The following is an 18,068-nucleotide window of genomic DNA, read 5'->3' on the forward strand; positions in this document are numbered from 1 at the left end:
AATTCAGGTTATATGGCGGTTTTAACCATGAAGTTATCTGGGCTGGTTACTCCAGTTATTTGGGGCCGGTCGTATCTGTTAATGGAAAATTGCCGTCATCTCTTCGCTACTTTCCGGCAGTGGTGTTAGGAACGCGAGGAGCTGATTATGTAAATGATAAAAACTTAACTTCTATTGAAGATAATCGGATTGGTAATCACTTAGGCTCTCTTGACGTAGCGGCAGATATAAACCTAGCTAATTGGAATCTTTTTGTATACAGACAATTTCCATATGATGATGGGTCATTGTTTTACGGTACAAATATTGAAGATGGCCTTAATGGACTACGGCTTAAGAATCGTCAGAATTCGACTGGAGCTAATTTTTTTTTACGGCAAATCACAATTGAGTACCTATTTACGGGTAGTCAGGGGGGAGATGTCTTCATTATTGATGACCCTAAGCGTAGAGGAAGGGATGATTATTTTAATCATAGCCAGTTTATTGATGGCTGGACATACTTTGGACGTACGATTGGGACTCCATTCCTGACCCCGCAACAAGAAGTAAGTTCATCTCTGCAACTCCGATATGGAATTGTTAACAATCGGGTTAGCGTCTTTCACGTTGGCTTAAGCGCTTTGGTTTTTAATAAGGTAGACATAGTAGCACGCTTTTCATTTAGTCGAAATGCTGGAACTTACCCAGTGCCTTATGTTGGTATTCCTGCACAGTTCTCTGGCTTGTTTACAGCTTCAGTACCGCTAAACCTGTTTGGTGGAACGATATTGAATGGCTCGTTTGCCGTAGATGCAGGTGAGTTGCTGCCCAATAGTATAGGGGCTTATATAGGCTTGCGAAAAACAGGACTGTTGAGCGGTAAACGTCCGGTGATTATTTCACCTCGACGGGGCTTCTAAGTAATGCGTTACACCTGAGACCATTAACAAACTTTCACATGATTTTAACGGAAAATACGGATTAGTATCTCAAATCAGTCCTATTTTTACTGTAACTTGGTCGATATAATAACTATGAATAACGGGCGTGGGGATGGTGTGGACGAATAAAATGTGGAGTTGGTTAAGTGTTTTAGTCATGGTTGGAATGGGCGTGTCCTGTGGACAGGATTCCCAGAAAAACCTCAATCGGTCGGTGCGGGACATGCGGACTTGCGCCGACGGACAAGCTCTGACATCAAACGAAGAAATGGCTATTCGTCAGCAGATTAACGCTGAGAAGAAAACCCAGCAGATCGATGAAATATTTCAGCAAAAAGTAAGGGGGGGGCTGAATGGGAATGTGTTGGTCGCTCAAAAGGGTATTGTGCTCTACAAGAATTGTTTTGGGCTGGGCCATTTTGAGCGCAACCAGCGTGATACATTAGTCGACGATTCGAAATTTCAACTGGCATCGCTCTCGAAGACATTCACGGCAGTTGGTACGCTGAAACTGATTGAAGCCGGGAAACTGAAGTTTGAAGATACGATTCAGAAATTCTATCCAAATTTCCCCTATCATGGTATCACGATTCGCGAGTTGTTGAGCCACCGCAGCGGATTGCCTAATTATCAGTATGCCTTCGACGACAGTATGAAGGTTAATTTTTACAAGAAAGAAAAACCCTATCCCTCCAATGCAACCATTATGCACTGGTTTGCTACGGTAAAACCAACGCCTAAAGCCTACAATATTCCTGGCCGTAGCTTTAGTTATAGTAACACGAACTATATGGTGCTGGCCTCAATCATTGAAAAAGTAACCGGTCAGAGCTACGAGGCATTTATTCATAAGACAATCTTCGAACCACTGGGTATGCACCAGACCTTTGTGGCAACGACTAAAAACGATTCAATTAATCATCATCGAACCGCAGGCTATCAGCGGAACCGCCGGATTCCGAAAGATTATTACGACGATGTTGTTGGTGATAAGGGTATTTATTCCACCACCGGCGATTTGTTTCGATGGTATCGGGCATTGAATGGTGACTGCTTATTACCGAAAAAAATGCTGGCGGAAGCCTTTATCCCGCGTAGTTTTGAGCGAAAAGGCGCTAAAAATTATGGGTATGGGTTCCGTATGATGCTAAATGATACGAACCAACCCGAATATATTTATCATTCGGGCTGGTGGAAGGGCTATAATTCGATGTTTTGGTTTAGTCCCAAAGATGAATATGTGATTATAATCCTCGGAAATCGTTATAACACGACCGTTTATCGGGTGAAGGAACTAATAGATGTATTGCATGGGGGGGCGAATACTACACAATCTGATTCCGATACTGAGGTAGAAATATGAGTAGAGCCGGCCTGATGGTCGGCTTTTTTAGTTATTAACTTTGATGGTGGCTCCTAAGCCGTTATTATTTATGCGTTTCGTTCTATTGAGTATGCTTCTTGGCACTGTATTACCTCAAATTGCCTTATCGCAGGAAGTGATTAAGCTTTGGCCAGATGACGCCATTCCGAATTCAATCGCTGGAGCTAAGATTACTGAAAAGTCAGAAACAGATGCAAATGGTATTCTTCGGATTAGCAATGTATCTGTGCCAACCCTAACGGCCTACATACCTGCTAAGGGAAAAGGGACTGGAGCGGCCGTTATGATTTGTCCTGGTGGAGGATACGGAATACTGGCTGCCAGTCATGAAGGTTCTGATATAGCTCGTTGGTTCAATGAAATGGGTGTAGCGGCTTTCGTACTAAAATACCGATTGCCCAACCCCGAAATAATGACCAATCAGCATGAAGTGCCCTTACTGGATGCTATGCAGGGTATGACCCTAATCCGGCAGAGCGCTGGTCGTTACGGTATTGACCCTGCTAAAATTGGGGTGATGGGCTTCTCGGCGGGTGGACACCTGGCAGCTACTCTTGCAACGCATTACAATCGTGGCCCCAAAGCTAGTGAACTGGCTAAACCGAACTTTGCAATTTTACTTTATCCCGTAATTACATTCGGCGAAAAAGCACATACTGGCTCCCGGGATAAACTATTAGGGAAACTGAATACTTCGCCTGAACTGATTGCTTATTATTCAAATGAGCTGCAGGTAACCCCCCAAACACCACCTACATTTCTGGTGCATGCTGAAAATGATAAAGGTGTTCCAGTCGAAAATAGTATAAGCTTTTACCTAGCTTGCTTGAAAAACGAAGTACCTGCCGAAATGCACTTGTATCCTACGGGAGGGCACGGTTTTGGCATGCGCACAGCAAAATTTGGATCGCTCAATACCTGGCCAGATGCCTGTAAGGCCTGGTTGACAGCCTTGACAACTCCGAAACCATAAGAGTATCAATTCAATAAGAAACCCATCTGTCAAGCGCTTAAACTTGAGAGATGGGTTTCTTACTATAGCTCACTCAAACGGTGTGTTAATTATCGTTTAGTATCAAAGGTACATTCCCACGTGCGCCCATAATCACGATCTTAGCGTTCGGTGACGCTGCCAGTTCACGTTGAGCTTTGATTTGTTCGTATTGTAGTTGTTTATCGCTCAGACCAGTGGAGATGATCTTTTGATAATCAGCAATGCCCTGTGCTTCAACTCGTTTCCGTTCTGCTTCCTGCCGTTCTTTTTGCAGAACAAACTGCATTTTTTGGGCATCCTGCTCAGCGTTAATTTTTGATTCAATGGACTTTTTAACCGAAGCGGGCAGGTCTATGTTACGAATCAGCAATTGTTCCAGCAGAAGACCTCGTTTCTGGAAGTCGGCTTCGATAGTTTTATAGATTCGAGTTTGGAACTCATCACGACGAGTCGAGTAAAGAGCCACAGCATCATAGTAAACCGCGTTGTCCCGGATACGCGTACGGGTAATTGGGCGAACAACTTTGTCCGTATAATCTTCCCCAATTTCCCGGTAGATCCTGGGAGCATCGGCCGCAACCACTCGATATAGCACAGTTAGGTCGATTACAACTTCCAGCCCATCGGCAGTGAGTACCCGAATAGCATCGTCTCCTTGCTTCTGACCCTCATCGTGGGCTGCCGACATCGTGTAATTTTGCGTTTGCAAATTAAATTCGGTTACACTGGCCAGAGGATTAACGAAGTTCAATCCAGAGTTTAACGTACGGTCGCTGACATTACCGAACAACGAAATAATTCCAACCTGTCCGGCATCAATTTGTCGGACGCTGGCCGTGAGGGCTCCCAGTATAATTAAAATAATGCCAGCCACTTTAGCTGGCCGTGAAAAGCGAGAAAAAGTCAGCGCAGGGGTATTTATAGCAAACCCAGCGATTAACGCTAGAGTGCCAAGAACAATAAAAAACATAGTGTAAATGGAGATGAGCCGTTCTATCAAACGACTACTAGTGAACTAGATGGTTAAGAACTGATACGGGTAGGGGCAAAAAATGGCCAGCATTACTGGCGTTGGGGCGGTGTCATAAACGGTTTTTGTTCAGAAGACATCCTAAATGTAGCTGAAAATCAGTGCTTAAAAAACTGATATAGGAAGAACGGATGCTGGCTTAGCCAGTCGGTTACAAGGCCTGATAATAGACGATAGAGCATAAAAAAAAGGCATCCGGTAAACTACCAGATGCCTTTCTTAACCACACTATTAACCCTTCAGTAGATTAGCGTGAAGTTTTTGTACCTTTTTTCTTGTCTTTAGCAGCAGGAGCGGCAGCAGGAGCAGCGGCAGTTTCTGCGGCAGCGGCTGCTGATACTACTTCACCTTTTAGGTACAGAACTGTTTGACCAGCTTCTGCATTGCTCGTTACCGTAACCGACTTGTTGAATGGGCCGGCAGCAGCAGCATTAAAGGTAGCCGAAACAGTACCCGTTTTGCCTGGCATAACTGGTTCGCGAGTCCAACTTGGCTTCGTGCAGCCGCAGGAGGCCTGTGCATCATTGATAACAACCGGATCGGTACCTGTATTCTTGAACTCAAATACGTACGTTACTGGTTTTCCCTGCTCAACTTTGCCGAAATCGTGCGTTTCTTTCGCAAATTTCAGAACTCCTTTTTGGGCGTAGCTAACTGCGACCAACACAAATAAAGCTACGAAAAGTGAAAAAATCTTTTTCATTGGACTAAACGGAATTATGATTTGGTTGTTAAGATGCTTAACCCTTACAAACCTCAATCATAGCAAACACTTTGCCAATTCTTGCAGGTTGTTGTTCGGTTAACAAAGAAACTGAAAAAATCGTTTTTTTGAAAGCTGACTTGTTTTATCTTACTTTTACTTTCGCTTGGTAATCGATGTATACGGTGCCAGCCACTTCATCGATAAATTGATTGTTAGACGATTTCAATCCGTAGCTCTGTTGTGATAGCAAACGAACAACTCCGCTCGACTGATATTTTAAGTCGTGAAAAAATCCTATCGGACTATCGGTTGGCGTATGAAAGTCGTCAGGTTAGTTTGTTGGGGAGACGTGATGTAATGGGAGGCCGCGCTAAATTCGGCATTTTTGGCGATGGCAAAGAACTCGCTCAACTGGCGGCTGCTCGTGCATTTAATCGCGGGGATTTTCGCTCTGGCTATTACCGAGACCAGACCTTTGTGGCTGCTTTAGGCGAGCTGCGCTGGACGGAGTTTTTTGCCCAGCTCTATGCGCATACCGATCTGGAGGCAGAACCTAATACCGCCGGTCGGTCTATGAATGGCCACTTTGCTACTCGCTGGCTCGATGAACAAGGGCTATGGCGGAATCAAACTGAACTCTACAACTCTGTCTGCGATATTGCGCCCACAGCGGGGCAAATCCCTCGTTCGCTGGGATTGGCTTATGCGTCTAAACTGTTTCGAAATAATCCTGATTTAGCCGATCTGACAAATTTTTCGCATAACGGAAATGAAATCGTTTTTGCGACCATTGGCGATGCATCTACTTCGCAGGGTATGTTCTGGGAGACTATGAACGCAGCCGGTGTATTGCAGGTACCGTTACTTATGTCAGTTTGGGATGATGGATATGGTATTTCTGTTCCTGTTGAATATCAGACGGTTAAAGGAAGTATATCAAAAGCATTGGCAGGTTTTCAGCGAGATGGCAATGATAAAGGCATTGAAATTTTTACTGTAAAAGGCTGGGATTACGTTGGGTTGTTTGAAACCTATCAACAAGCTGCCCATATCTGCCGTGAAGAACATGTGCCAGTGCTGGTTCATGTGCAGGAACTGACCCAGCCCCAAGGCCATTCATCGTCGGGTTCTCATGAGCGGTATAAGTCGAAAGACCGTCTGGATTGGGAGACGGAACATGACTGTAACCGGATGTTCCGCCAGTGGATCCTGGAAAACGGATACGCTTCCGATGACGAACTGGAATCGATTGAAACTGACGCCAAAAAATCAGCCAAGCAAGCGCGTATTGAGGCCTGGAGTGCGTATCAGGCTTCGATGAAAGTTGATTTTGAGGAATCCCTTGATTTACTTCAACAAGCCGCCCGACATAATCCAAAGTCAGCCGAATTGATGGCGATTCGGGAGGAGCTCCGAAAAACGGTTACGCCCATCCGCAGGGATTCAGTAGCTGCCATACGGAAAGCACTTCGCCTGATACGAACCGATGCTGGTCCAACCCGCCAACGCTTAAAGGCCTGGCTCGAGCGTACGAATGCTGAAAATAATGACCGGTTTAGCTCGCATCTATATAGCGAGTCGCCCGATTCACCCATGCGGGTGGAGGCCGTATCGCCTACGTTTTCAGACGATAGTCCGGCTCTGGATGGTTATCTGATCCTACAGCGGTATTTTGATAGCTTGTTTACCCGCGACCCGCGCGTAGTGGCATTGGGCGAAGATGTAGGAAAAATTGGTGACGTTAATCAGGGTTTTGCGGGCTTGCAGGAAAAATTTGGTGAAATACGTATTACCGATACCGGCATTCGTGAAACAACTATTATTGGGCAGGGTATTGGGATGTCTATGCGAGGCCTGCGGCCTATAGTCGAGATTCAATATTTCGATTATGTGTATTACACATTAGCAACGCTGACCGATGATTTAGCAACCTTGCTATATCGAACCAAAGGGGGGCAGAAGGCACCGCTTATTATACGTACACGTGGCCACCGACTGGAAGGCATCTGGCATTCGGGTTCGCCTATGGGTACCATGCTGAGTAGCCTGCGTGGTTTACACATACTCGTGCCACGAAATATGGTTCAGGCCGCCGGTTTTTACAATACACTCATTAAAGGCGATGACCCGGCTCTACTGATTGAATCCTTGAATGGCTATCGTCTGAAAGAACTGTTGCCCAATAACTTAAACGACTTTTGCGTACCTCTAGGTGTTCCTGATATACTGCGCCCCGGTTCTGATGTAACGGTAGTTACCTATGGGTCGATGTGCCGGATTGTGATGGAAGCTGCGGGTCAATTGGCACAGATGGGTATCGGTGTTGAAGTCATTGATGTACAGACGTTGCTACCATTTGATGTTCACCACAGCATCATTGATTCTATTAAAAAAACGAGTCGTGTACTTTTTGCTGATGAAGATGTTCCTGGTGGCGCATCGGCTTATATGATGCAGCAGGTTGTAGAGTGCCAAAATGCGTATCGTTACCTAGATTCGGCACCGCGTACTTTATCGGCAAAACCGCATCGACCACCTTACGGCTCCGATGGGGATTATTTCTCGAAACCAAACGTGGATGATGTAATTGAAACCGTATATGCACTGATGAGCGAAGCCGAGCCAGATCGGTTTCCCCCAATTTAATTTTGAATGATAGGATGAGTGAATACGTTCACATTAACTATTCACCGCACCGGCGGCTCGGTCATTCTATCATTCGCTCGTTCACCATTCCTACATGTCATACTTTAAGGACATACAATCGGGTATACGAACAACGCTTAAGGGATTAAGTTTAACGTTGCGTCATCTCCGTAATGCTACCCATCGCCGAACACCAGAGGGCATTGCCAGTAATAACTATTTTGATCTGCAAAATGGGCTGGTCACGCTTCAGTATCCGCATGAGCAACTACCTATTCCTGATAATGGGCGCTATCGGCTCCGCAATGAAATCGACGATTGTATCGTCTGTGATAAATGCGCGAAAGTTTGCCCGGTCGACTGTATAACAATTGATGCCATAAAAGCCACTGAAGAAGTTGGGCGCGCATCCGATGGGTCTCCTATACGCTTATATGCTGCCAAGTTTGACATTGACATGGCGAAGTGCTGCTACTGCGGCCTTTGTACGGTAGTTTGTCCTACTGAGTGCCTGACAATGGACAAAAAGTTCGATTATAGTGAATTTGAGCTAGGCAAACTGACCTACAACTTTTCGAACCTGACTGAAGAGCAGGCTACCGAAAAACGATCCTTGTACGAACAGTTCTTAGTGGAGAAAGAAGCCGCCAAAGCGGCCCAGATAGCTGCAAAAGCAACACAAATTCAGGCTCCAGATGAACCGGTACTTCCTAAAGCCAGTCCAGCCCGGCCTGTATTTCGTCCAACTGCAAAACCTGCTCCTAAAGCGGAGCCTAAAGAACCAGCCAACTCCGAAGGGTCGTCCATTGAGCATCCATTGACGGATGCTACTCCCCAGGAAATGCAACAAATTGCACAGGGTGGCCTAGAAACTACCAAACGCCCAGTGTTTAAACCGACTCAAAAGCCTGTAACGAAGGTTACGGACGTGCCTGCCGATGTGTCACCAGGGGAAACAGCGCCCGAAAAGCCAGTTGTATCAAAGCCCGCTTTTCGGCCAACGATGAAACCTGGTACGGCTGGAGGAGCACCTCAACCACCCACACCTGAGGCTAACGCGAGTGCTGAATCTCCATTAGAAGCGGAGCCAGTAACACCCAAGCCGAGTGTGAAGCCAGCAGGCTTCCGGCCGACAATGAAACCGCCGGTAAAAGAGCCAGAGCCTTTGTCAACCTCAGAACCGCCCAAACCGAAACCGGCATTTCGGCCAACGATGAAGTCGACAGTAACAAAACAGGAAGAGCCGAAACTAGAGCCTCCTGTAGTCTCCGAAGCAAAACCCAAGCCAGTTGCTTTCCGGCCAACCATGAAGCCCGTAAAGCCAGTGGAGGAGCCAATAGATGAATCGTTGAACGTGACACCATCGGATGCGCCAGTGGCAAAACCAGCGGCCTTTCGGCCAACCATGAAACCGAAGGTAGCGCCTAAAACTGACGCAGTAGAGCCTAACGTAGAAAACATTGTGGCTACAACTGAAGGTGCTGGTGATATAGTTGATGTTCCGATGGTTGAACAACCGCCTAAGCCGAAACCGGCCTTTCGGCCAACGATGAAACCCAAGGCTAAGCCTGACAGTGAACAGGCAGAGTAACTAAACAAAATCGACAAATTTGTGATCCAACTTGCGTTTTATGCCTTTGCTAGTCTGAGTATTGTGGGGGCATTGGCAGTTTTATTCACTCGTAATGTGCTTTATGCAGCCTTTTTTTTGCTGCTAACATTGCTTGGTGTAGCCGGATTGTTCGTATTAGCAAGTGCTGATTTTCTGGCCATTGCCCAGATTATGATTTATGTGGGGGGCGTGTTGGTATTGGTGATCTTTGGGGTTATGCTCACGCACAAACCTGAGCCTCCGGGGGATGTAACTAGCCAGCAACCCAACCGGATTGCATCGTTGAATCGCTCTGGGAGTTGGTCAGGATGGGTACTAGCGGTATTGGTAGCAGGCAGCTTGTTTGTTGCTTTGTTTACGCTACTGGTTCGGGCAAATTTTGCTCTATTAAATCAACCCGTTGGCTGGCAGAGCACAGTGAACACGATTGGTAAGCAACTTATGACCGAATATGTCGTTCCGTTTGAACTGGCAGGTATTCTACTATTAGCCGCTCTCGTGGGGGCTACTTACCTGGCTTCTCCACTGGCAAAATTAGCTCGTAATGGAACCCGTTGATAGTCATTTATTTTTGATCGTAGGCGCGGCTTTGTTCAGTATTGGGCTCGCGGTTGTGCTCGTAAAACGCCATGTAATCGTCGTACTTATGGGTATTGAGCTAATGCTCAATGGCGTAAATATTAATCTTGTTGCATTTAGCCAATATGACCCTGACCGCTTACAAGGGCAAATGCTAGCCTTATTCGTTATGGTCGTAGCAGCAGCGGAGTCAGCAGTTGCTCTGGCCATTGTCTTACAGGTATACCGTCATTTCCGAACGGCGCAGTTGGATGAGTTGAATGAACTGAAACAATGAATCCACTTTTTGAACCTATCATTGATGGCATAGTTACGCACGGTTACGGAATCGTAGACGATTTCCTGAGTTTGGGCGAAGTCAAAGCACTGGCTAATCGACTACACGAGCGCCATATTGCTGGACAGTTTCGGGCGGCCGGTATCGGTAATCAGCAGGTACTAGTTGAAAATGCAATTCGGGGTGATGAGATCTTATGGATCGACGAAGCTACAGCCACTCCGGACGAAACTGCTTTTTTGCAACGTATTGGTGAGTTTGTTCAGTACGCCAATCAGACTTGTTATCTGGGTTTACGGGAGTTCGAGTTTCACTACGCTCGCTACCCGGCTGGCACGTTTTACAAACGCCATCTAGACCAGTTTCGAAGCGATTCGCGCCGAAAACTATCTGTTATCTGTTATCTTAATATAGATTGGAAAGAAACCGACGGGGGGCAATTAGCGCTCTATCTGCCGGATTCCGATAGCAACTCCGAGCGACAACTGACAATTGCCCCAACCGCTGGACGGCTGGTGTGTTTTGAAAGTGGACGACTCGAACACGAGGTGCTGCCCGCCACTCGTGAACGACTAAGTATAACTGGCTGGCTGAAAACTGGCTAATTTTTGACAAAGGGTTGGTTTACCGTTTCAACATTCGAAGCATAAACTTAGGTATATATTGCCCTAACATCAGAATTGACGCAGGAATCGTAAATCGTTTGGCATATCCCTCACCTTCATACGCTAAAGTTTGGTCGAAATATGTATTAGGAACTGGTTGTCCAGTCGCGATATTCGTAATCTTACGGACATAAAGCTTATCTATGGCTGCATCAGAACGTAGAGGTGTATAATAAACGCAATTTTCAAAGAAATAATGGGTTACCTGGCTATGACGCGATGAACCCGGGGTTAGAATTTTTTCACCTCCGTGTAGCAGATTCGCAGCCCAGATAATGGCCTTGCCTTTAGGCATATTTAGGATTGCTTTTTTCAATCCGTGGGCCTGAATAACCTCACTAAGTCGTTCTTCGTATTGTTTATAGGTCCCACCATATATCTCGTCTACTGTTTTGGCATCCGATCCTTTCAATCCTAGGTCAATCAGATCATAGAAAGGTAATTTATGACTGCCTGGATAATAATGAAGAGGACCATTGTTATCATGTACATCTTCAAGAGCTACCCATACACCACACATAAATCGTTGCGGGATGGAATTGAAATGAATAGAATCAGAGTGAGTACGTTGTTGCGTCCCGACCGGGAAATTAAGTGTTTGAAAAGGTATCGGCTCGCGTCTGTAGAGTAGATTTAACATCTCCAGAATTTTTGGAGCTGCTGCTATCTGACGTACTGCAGGAACCGTAAGCCAGGCATCTTGTTTGCGAAGTTCATTACCATAAAATGGCTGTACTTCCTGCCGAGCAGCATCAAGTATAGACTCATCAATTTCAGGATCAAAAATCAGATATCCATACTCAGCATACTGTTGAGCCTGCTTTTCCTGTTCTGCATTAAGGCTAGATCGTTTCAATTCCTGGTTGAAGAATGGGGATTCGACCTAGGGAAGGTTAGTTGGTAGTGATTTTATCATGATATATTGCTAATAAGTGACAATTAAATATATAAAGATATAATTTTAGAAAATTAACCCTTTTTTTTACCAATTATTTGACTTGTAAAATCTGAGCTTAATAACTTTTCATAAACTAGGCAACGTCGGGGGGTAAAGGAATGAGGAAGTGATTAATCCATATAAAAGATTAATCAGAAAAGACATTTTGGTAAATTCTGCTAAAGCTGGATAGTTGTATTTAGAACAGTTTGCTTCCCCACAGGATAATGGGGATATTTGCGGCCAATTCTGACTGACAACGAATGCCCGTCGATACTCCCCAACTGATTCATTTGCTACCTGCTCTCTTGCTAGGCTTGCCTTTTGCCGGGTTTCTAATACTAACAGGAGCAAGTCGACGGACAGCGGGCTTATTGGCTATTGTACTGACTGGCCTAGGGCTGATTTTATCGGTTGCCCTGGCTTTACAATTGCCAAATCAATCCTTAACGATTCAGGCAGATTGGGCGATTTTGTCGGGTATATCGTTCCCAATGACGCTCCGGGTCGATGCAATGGCTGCCATGATGTTAGTCCTGGTGCATTTTGTGGCCTTGTTAGTAGAGATTTATTCCCTCTCCTACTTGCACGATGAGCCGAAATTGCGCCGTTATTTTGGGTATCTGCAATTGTTCATTGGGGCTATGTTAGGCATTGTTCTGGCGGGTAATCTACTCGTCATGTATGCCTTTTGGGAGCTAGTTGGCCTGGCTTCCTATCTGCTAATCGGTTTTTATGCCGAACGTCAGGCAGCATCGAAAGCAGCTAAAAAAGCATTCCTGATGAATCGGGTTGGAGATATTGGGTTCCTGGTTGGCATTTTTCTAACCTACAATTACTTCGGTACGCTTGATTTCTCTGCCCTGGCACTTAAAAGTGAAGGGGTAGTTTTGCCTACTGCGCTGGGACTCTGTCTCTTTATGGGTTGCATTGGTAAATCAGCGCAGTTTCCATTACTGACCTGGCTTCCTGATGCTATGGAAGGACCTACGCCTGTGTCAGCCCTGTTACATGCCGCTACCATGGTAGCAGCAGGAATTTTTCTGCTCGCCCGAATTCACCCATTACTCTCCCCCGATGCCTTAGTCGTAGTTGCCTTGATTGGCACGATTACGACAATTTGGGGCGGGTATTCTGCCCTTTTTCAGACGGATATTAAGAAAGTACTAGCCTTCTCTACGGTATCACAATTGGGGCTCATGGTTGCGGCTATGGGAACCGGAAACGTAAGCGGAGCCATGTTTCATTTGTTGACCCATGCATTTTTTAAAGCCGGACTATTTCTGAGTGCAGGGGCAGTTATTCACGCCGTGCATACCCAGGATATGCGACAAATGGGGGGCTTACGACGAGTTTTATCGACTACGTTTATTGGCTATACGATCTGTGCTGCCGCATTAGCGGGCCTACCCTTGTTTTCTGGCTTTCTGTCGAAGGAGGTGATTTTGGGTGGCGCATTCGGTTGGGCAGCGGATCAGGAGGCTAAACTATCCTATTTTATTCCGGTCTTGCTTTTGTTGTCATCAGGACTGACAGCACTCTATATGGCACGTCAGTGGCGACTCATTTTCTTTGGCACGTACCGTAATGGGGATATACCCCTAACTCGTGCACACGAGCCGGACTGGCTCATGCGTGGGCCAGTAGTTCTGTTGGCGGCTTTATCAATTGGAATCTGGTTTTCAATAAATCCACTTTCAGCACATGGTAGTTGGTTCTTTGGCCTATTTCCAACCGTTGAAGTAATCTCCTTTTGGTGGTTGGTGCCGGTTTCTATTGGACTGGTCATACTGGGTGGCTGGATTGGTTTCCGAATCGCTGAACCCAATGCCAATTCTATATTTGTCCAACTTTCGCTCTCGTATGGTTTTCTGGATGTAGGTTACCATTATATAGTGATTAATCCAACGCGTAAGCTGGCGTCACTTCTGAACCGAATGGATAAGCGTATTATTGATGGATTAGTGAATGGCGCGGGTGTATCAACGGTTGTTCTGGCTCATTTGTCCCGTGTTGTTGACCGATCGTTTGTCGATGGGCTGGTGAATGGGATGGCCTGGCTGGCTAGCCAATTGGGCCGACTAACGCGATCTGTACAGAATGGTCAGATACAATCGTACATTACGGCGGCCGTGGTTGGTTTACTATTGGTACTTTGGTGGATTCTGTAACGTCTTTATGATTCTTTCGCTACTTATTTTTCTTCCGTTACTCGGTTCGCTCATCGTGGCTTTGCTGCCCGGTCAGCAAACGAAACCGTTCCATTGGATTGCCCTGGTGATCACACTTGCCGAGGTATTTTTGGCGGGCGCAGCATATGTAACATTCAACACGTCCGTTACGGGTTATCAACTTCTTGAACAGGCTAATTGGATTACACTGCCACTTGGCAGTCTTGGAATTGCGTCAATTGACTATTTAGTTGGGGTAGACGGTATAAGTTTACCATTAGTCGTGCTATCGGCAGTGGTTATGCTGGTGGGTGTGCTTTCCTCCTGGACAACTATTAAAACTCGGCATAGAGCTTATTATTCGCTTTATCTTTTGCTTACGGGCACGATCATGGGGTGCTTTGTGGCCCTCGATTTCTTTCTGTTCTTCCTGTTTTTTGAGTTCATGCTCCTGCCGATGTACTTCCTGATCGGCCTTTGGGGTGGCCCACGCCGGGAATATGCGTCAATCAAGTTTTTTCTTTACACCTTACTGGGGTCGCTGTTGATTCTGCTGGTTATGATTGGATTGTATCTGTCCGTCATGGATCCGGTGAGTACAGCAGTAGTGGCTGGGTTAGCAGCCGACCCATCGGCAGTGACCGATGATATCGTTCGTACGTTACAGACCTACCTACAAAACGGACAACTCAATTCATCGCAGATCGTCCATACGTTCGATATGCGTTACCTGGCTGATGGTAGCAATTACCTGCCCAACGCGTTTCTGAATCCTGCCGCTGAACCAATAATATTTGGATTGCCTGCCCGGATGCTGGCGTTTTGGGCTGTGTTTATTGGCTTTGCAATTAAGTTGCCGATTGTACCCGTGCATACCTGGTTACCCGATGCCCACGTTGAAGCCCCTACGCCCGTATCGGTGGTTCTGGCAGGTGTATTGCTGAAAATAGGGGGGTATGGTTTCTTGCGGATTGTTTGGGATTTCTTTCCCGATGGTGCCGCCGAATATGCGCAAACACTGGGCGGTTTAGGCGTGCTATCAATTGTATACGGGGGATTAAATGCGCTGGCACAAACCGATCTTAAAAAGATGATCGCCTACTCGTCCGTATCGCACATGGGCTTTGTTCTATTGGGTGTGTCTTCACTCACGGCTGAAGGTATCAACGGGGCCGTCTACCAGATGGTGAGCCATGGTGTACTGTCGGCTATGCTGTTCCTGATTGTCGGCGTTCTTTATGATCGTACCCATGACCGTCAGATTGACTCGTATCGGGGATTGATGCAGCCCATGCCCCAGTATACGACCATAACCGCCATTGCATTTTTTGCTTCGCTGGGTTTGCCGGGCTTTTCGGGTTTTGTGGGCGAATTGTTCACGCTTATGGGCAGTTTTCAGTCAGATTGGCTGCCAGGCTGGATGACGGCCATTGCCACTACGGGTATTTTGCTGGCAGCCGCCTATTTCCTCTGGACACTCCAACGTATGTTTTTTGGCTCTACCTGGGTTCGGCCTTTCGAGATACAGGCTGGCCCAACATCCGTACTCGCTGATTTGACTATTCACGAAAAGCTAATGCTGATTCCGCTGGGCGTTTTAGCGTTATTACTAGGCTTATTTCCGAACCTGATTTTTAATCTTTCCAGCGCAACGGTAGGACAATGGTTACTGATGTTTGCGGTGGAGTAAAGAAAAATTGGCTATTTACCTGCTTTAAAATCAGCCATCAGGCCAAGAAAAGCTAAGCTAACCTCACGAAGATACGGGTTCTCGTTTTTGGCAATCAAGGCACAGTGGTAAAGCAATTGCTCTTTTGTGTCGCGAAAAGCGTCGTCGATACGTATATAATCTGTAGCCGCAAAATGATCGTACCAGCGGTTGAATTTTCGCCAGCGAGCTTCGTGTTTCCGATCAGCCGTATCGCAAATAAATATGGTAATTGTTAAGCTACTTTTTTGATAAAAATCATTGATGATAGCTGCTACCGTTGGGGCAATGAGCGAATCAAATGGTGGCCGTTTCCCTATTGGGTTATCGGCTACTTTGATAACTAATTCGACAATTTCTTCTGACAATACAAAGTCTTCGCCAAATAAATAAGGCGTTGGCTTAAATTGAATTTCGTAAGTGATTAATAAATCTGTAAGGAACGTGTAGGTATTTCGTTCGCCACCAACGAACAGAAAATCATACTTAGATGGCTGCTGTTCCACGTTCGTCACGTCTTCGTTTTAGTTCGGCCACTGCTGCCTGAATCAGGGGGTCTGTGTGAAAGTTTTCAACGATGTCTTTCTCGGCCTGTTGCTTATCAGCCACAAGCCGCTTCATAATGGCCACGGCACGTTCATGAGCAGTACGCTCAGGAATAGGTTGATGCGGGTTGGTTTCCATCCGTAATGGCTTAGTTTTCAGATAAAGATAGACTAAACAACTTGAAAACGGTTAGAAGGCCAGCTTCGTTCAACGCCCAAATTGTCGGCGTCGAGCCATCTGCCAAACTACGCCTACAATACCCAGTAAGGCGATTGGTCCTAACAGATTCAGCAACTGCCAGCTTGTACGACTGCTATCTACGCGAATTTTATCCAGGGGGCGCAACGTTACGGTTCGGTTGCGGGCGGCAATGACCCCGGTTGGGTCAACGAGATAATCAATGGCGTTTAACGCAAAGTCTTTGTTGGCATAGGTGGTGCGGGTGTAGCGGTCAAAGCCAAGTGGGTAGGGCGTTTGGCGTTTGTAATCGACATCGTTTACAATCAGGTCGCCGTCAGAGCAGATCAAAATTCGGGAGGCTACACCTTCTGCTTTAAAGCCAGTGGCACGTGGGTCGCCGGGTAGAATTCGGTTGGCAAACAGGGATTGGAATTTCCCTTCCAGCAAACAACCGATTAGTCGGGTTCCGCCTGTATACGTTTGTGGGTCTGGCTGCTGACGAGCTTCGTTATAAGAAATCAGCGCTGGTGTTTTCAGGAGATTGGTATAAGGTGACGTTAAGAGCAGGGGCGTTTTCTGAATACCCACTGATCGAACCGTATCGAGTGTACTCACGAACCGGCCCAGCACCGCATCCAGGTTTCGTACAATCGGATTATCAGACGTGCCAAAGTTGTTGAGTCGCGGATAAAACCGCCAAGGAACCAGTTGGATATTAGGTTTATCGCCAAGATTACCCACATTGAGCGGAATGGTGGCACAGTATAAATCCTTCACAACATCGCGGTTGATACGAACACCCCAGCGAAAAAATAGATCGTCCAGATTTAAGCTCAGGGGTTGCGCATAGGTGCCTTCGTTGCTAACACTGTCGACACGCTGACCATCTACAAAAAATAATGCCCGGCCACCATGAACGACAAATTGATCCAGCTTGAAAATTTCATCTTCCGAAAAGACCCTGTCGGGTTTCGGTACCAATACCAGATCGAGATTTTCAATAGGGCCGGGTTTGGTCATGTCAATAAAATACAATTCATAGTTCTGCTGTACAGATGCCAGCAGATCGGAGAAACGGGAGGGAGGTACCTGAGTATGCCCGTACAACAAGCCTATCCGCTTACGATTTTCTTCAGTCTGTGTCAGCTTTCGAATGGCCGAAGCCAGCTGAAACTCAACTCCCTCATATGACTGGTTTAACTGCTCTTCTGGCGAAGCTGCTTTATTACCTTTCAATAGCTCAACCGCCGATTCTTTACCTTTATAGGAAATAATAGCGCCTGGAAAGACTAATTTCTCTGTTCGTTTCCCGCCTTCACTGGCGTACAGATTAGTGGGCAACAGACCCTTCTGTTGTAGTTTGTCGATCAGTTTATTTTTTTCGTCAGGAGTGGAAACTGCATCTGGATTGATAAATCGATAGGTGACTCGTTTACCAGCTTCAGCTTGAAACCCATCCAACGTCTCACGAACCGCATTTTCAAGCCGTTTGAAGCCGGGCGGTAAATCACCTGTTAAATAGACATCGACGTGAATGTCGTCTGGTAAGCTGGCTAGGAGCGTCTGTGTGGCTTCTGAAAGCGTGTAGCGTTTCTCCTGGGTTAAATCGAGTCGGAAAAATACGAATGCCGATAGCAAATTGACGGCAATTAATGCCGCAACGACAAGAAGTGTGCGTGATACTGCAGATTTCATACGGACTATAACGAC

Annotated in this window: 15 protein-coding genes and 1 pseudogene; 10 read left to right on the forward strand and 6 right to left on the reverse strand. The window is 46.3% G+C overall.

Annotation, left to right across the window (positions count from 1 at the left end; genetic code table 11):
• The 3 genes and pseudogenes from ACYVGO_RS06270 to ACYVGO_RS06280 form a co-directional block, all read left to right on the forward strand.
• A pseudogene (locus ACYVGO_RS06270) lies at nucleotides 1–902 on the forward strand (capsule assembly Wzi family protein); the annotation flags it as partial.
• A 133-nt stretch (nucleotides 903–1,035) separates the two neighbouring features.
• Nucleotides 1,036–2,286 carry a serine hydrolase domain-containing protein gene (locus tag ACYVGO_RS06275; protein ID WP_460968388.1) on the forward strand — a complete coding sequence of 417 codons (1,251 nt, stop codon included), beginning with the start codon at nucleotides 1,036–1,038 and terminating at the stop codon, nucleotides 2,284–2,286.
• 70 nt (nucleotides 2,287–2,356) lie between these two features.
• The gene (locus tag ACYVGO_RS06280; RefSeq protein WP_460968390.1) at nucleotides 2,357–3,280 is read left to right on the forward strand and encodes an alpha/beta hydrolase; all 924 of its coding nucleotides are present in this window, start codon (nucleotides 2,357–2,359) and stop codon (nucleotides 3,278–3,280) included.
• A gap of 85 nt (nucleotides 3,281–3,365) precedes the next feature.
• Here ACYVGO_RS06280 and ACYVGO_RS06285 read toward each other — a convergent pair whose 3' ends face one another.
• A complete protein-coding gene (locus tag ACYVGO_RS06285; protein ID WP_460968392.1) occupies nucleotides 3,366–4,271 on the reverse strand; it encodes a prohibitin family protein in 906 nt (301 codons plus the stop codon).
• A 307-nt stretch (nucleotides 4,272–4,578) separates the two neighbouring features.
• Complete coding sequence (locus tag ACYVGO_RS06290) at nucleotides 4,579–5,034, reverse strand: DUF1573 domain-containing protein (RefSeq protein ID WP_142776064.1); 456 nt, start codon at nucleotides 5,032–5,034, stop codon at nucleotides 4,579–4,581.
• A 243-nt stretch (nucleotides 5,035–5,277) separates the two neighbouring features.
• Here ACYVGO_RS06290 and ACYVGO_RS06295 point away from each other — a divergent pair, with 243 nt between their 5' ends.
• The 5 genes from ACYVGO_RS06295 to ACYVGO_RS06315 all read left to right on the forward strand — a co-directional run bounded on the left by ACYVGO_RS06295 (nucleotide 5,278) and on the right by ACYVGO_RS06315 (nucleotide 10,756).
• Nucleotides 5,278–7,683 carry an alpha-ketoacid dehydrogenase subunit alpha/beta gene (locus tag ACYVGO_RS06295; protein WP_460968395.1) on the forward strand — a complete coding sequence of 802 codons (2,406 nt, stop codon included), beginning with the start codon at nucleotides 5,278–5,280 and terminating at the stop codon, nucleotides 7,681–7,683.
• A 94-nt stretch (nucleotides 7,684–7,777) separates the two neighbouring features.
• A complete protein-coding gene (locus tag ACYVGO_RS06300) occupies nucleotides 7,778–9,274 on the forward strand; it encodes a 4Fe-4S dicluster domain-containing protein (protein ID WP_460968397.1) in 1,497 nt (498 codons plus the stop codon).
• Nucleotides 9,275–9,295: 21 nt separating this feature from the next.
• Nucleotides 9,296–9,853, forward strand: a complete 558-nt coding sequence (locus ACYVGO_RS06305; protein ID WP_142776061.1) for an NADH-quinone oxidoreductase subunit J family protein — start codon at nucleotides 9,296–9,298, stop codon at nucleotides 9,851–9,853.
• Nucleotides 9,840–10,151, forward strand: coding sequence for an NADH-quinone oxidoreductase subunit NuoK (gene nuoK, locus ACYVGO_RS06310; RefSeq protein WP_142776060.1), 312 nt, complete (start codon nucleotides 9,840–9,842; stop codon nucleotides 10,149–10,151). Before ACYVGO_RS06305 ends, nuoK begins: the two co-directional genes overlap by 14 nt.
• Complete coding sequence (locus ACYVGO_RS06315; RefSeq protein WP_460968399.1) at nucleotides 10,148–10,756, forward strand: 2OG-Fe(II) oxygenase; 609 nt, start codon at nucleotides 10,148–10,150, stop codon at nucleotides 10,754–10,756. The genes nuoK and ACYVGO_RS06315 overlap by 4 nt, the downstream gene beginning before the upstream one ends.
• 19 nt (nucleotides 10,757–10,775) lie before the next feature.
• On the opposite strand, the gene ACYVGO_RS06320 is transcribed toward ACYVGO_RS06315, so the two are convergent.
• Nucleotides 10,776–11,672, reverse strand: coding sequence for a phytanoyl-CoA dioxygenase family protein (locus tag ACYVGO_RS06320; protein ID WP_460968401.1), 897 nt, complete (start codon nucleotides 11,670–11,672; stop codon nucleotides 10,776–10,778).
• A 344-nt stretch (nucleotides 11,673–12,016) separates the two neighbouring features.
• Here ACYVGO_RS06320 and ACYVGO_RS06325 point away from each other — a divergent pair, with 344 nt between their 5' ends.
• Nucleotides 12,017–13,924: an NADH-quinone oxidoreductase subunit 5 family protein gene (locus ACYVGO_RS06325; protein ID WP_460968403.1), complete on the forward strand. Its 1,908-nt coding sequence runs from the start codon at nucleotides 12,017–12,019 to the stop codon at nucleotides 13,922–13,924.
• Between the two features lie 7 nt (nucleotides 13,925–13,931).
• Nucleotides 13,932–15,614 (forward strand): complex I subunit 4 family protein, encoded by a 1,683-nt coding sequence (locus tag ACYVGO_RS06330; protein WP_460968405.1) that lies wholly within the window; start codon nucleotides 13,932–13,934, stop codon nucleotides 15,612–15,614.
• 11 nt (nucleotides 15,615–15,625) lie between these two features.
• Here the strand turns inward: ACYVGO_RS06330 and ACYVGO_RS06335 are convergent, their stop codons facing one another.
• The 3 genes from ACYVGO_RS06335 to gldG all read right to left on the reverse strand — a co-directional run bounded on the left by ACYVGO_RS06335 (nucleotide 15,626) and on the right by gldG (nucleotide 18,053).
• Entirely contained in the window at nucleotides 15,626–16,147 is a 522-nt protein-coding gene (locus ACYVGO_RS06335; RefSeq protein WP_460968408.1) for a DUF6169 family protein, read from the reverse strand.
• Nucleotides 16,119–16,316 (reverse strand): hypothetical protein, encoded by a 198-nt coding sequence (locus tag ACYVGO_RS06340; RefSeq protein WP_460968410.1) that lies wholly within the window; start codon nucleotides 16,314–16,316, stop codon nucleotides 16,119–16,121. The genes ACYVGO_RS06335 and ACYVGO_RS06340 overlap by 29 nt, the downstream gene beginning before the upstream one ends.
• Before the next feature lie 69 nt (nucleotides 16,317–16,385).
• Complete coding sequence (gldG, locus tag ACYVGO_RS06345) at nucleotides 16,386–18,053, reverse strand: gliding motility-associated ABC transporter substrate-binding protein GldG (RefSeq protein WP_460968412.1); 1,668 nt, start codon at nucleotides 18,051–18,053, stop codon at nucleotides 16,386–16,388.
• Between the last annotated feature and the right edge of the window lie 15 nt (nucleotides 18,054–18,068).

The sequence above is a fragment of the Spirosoma migulaei genome (genome assembly GCF_054776855.1).

Excerpts from the sequence above, each read along its gene's own strand:
- ACYVGO_RS06325 (WP_460968403.1), top strand. The coding sequence starts at position 12,017 with ATGCCCGTCGATACTCCCCAACTGATTCATTTGCTACCTGCTCTCTTG.
- gldG (WP_460968412.1), bottom strand. The coding sequence starts at position 18,053 with ATGAAATCTGCAGTATCACGCACACTTCTTGTCGTTGCGGCATTAATT.
- ACYVGO_RS06290 (WP_142776064.1), bottom strand. The coding sequence starts at position 5,034 with ATGAAAAAGATTTTTTCACTTTTCGTAGCTTTATTTGTGTTGGTCGCA.
- ACYVGO_RS06340 (WP_460968410.1), bottom strand. The coding sequence starts at position 16,316 with ATGGAAACCAACCCGCATCAACCTATTCCTGAGCGTACTGCTCATGAA.
- ACYVGO_RS06280 (WP_460968390.1), top strand. The coding sequence starts at position 2,357 with ATGCGTTTCGTTCTATTGAGTATGCTTCTTGGCACTGTATTACCTCAA.
- ACYVGO_RS06285 (WP_460968392.1), bottom strand. The coding sequence starts at position 4,271 with ATGTTTTTTATTGTTCTTGGCACTCTAGCGTTAATCGCTGGGTTTGCT.
- ACYVGO_RS06275 (WP_460968388.1), top strand. The coding sequence starts at position 1,036 with ATGGTGTGGACGAATAAAATGTGGAGTTGGTTAAGTGTTTTAGTCATG.
- ACYVGO_RS06330 (WP_460968405.1), top strand. The coding sequence starts at position 13,932 with ATGATTCTTTCGCTACTTATTTTTCTTCCGTTACTCGGTTCGCTCATC.
- ACYVGO_RS06315 (WP_460968399.1), top strand. The coding sequence starts at position 10,148 with ATGAATCCACTTTTTGAACCTATCATTGATGGCATAGTTACGCACGGT.
- ACYVGO_RS06300 (WP_460968397.1), top strand. The coding sequence starts at position 7,778 with ATGTCATACTTTAAGGACATACAATCGGGTATACGAACAACGCTTAAG.
- nuoK (WP_142776060.1), top strand. The coding sequence starts at position 9,840 with ATGGAACCCGTTGATAGTCATTTATTTTTGATCGTAGGCGCGGCTTTG.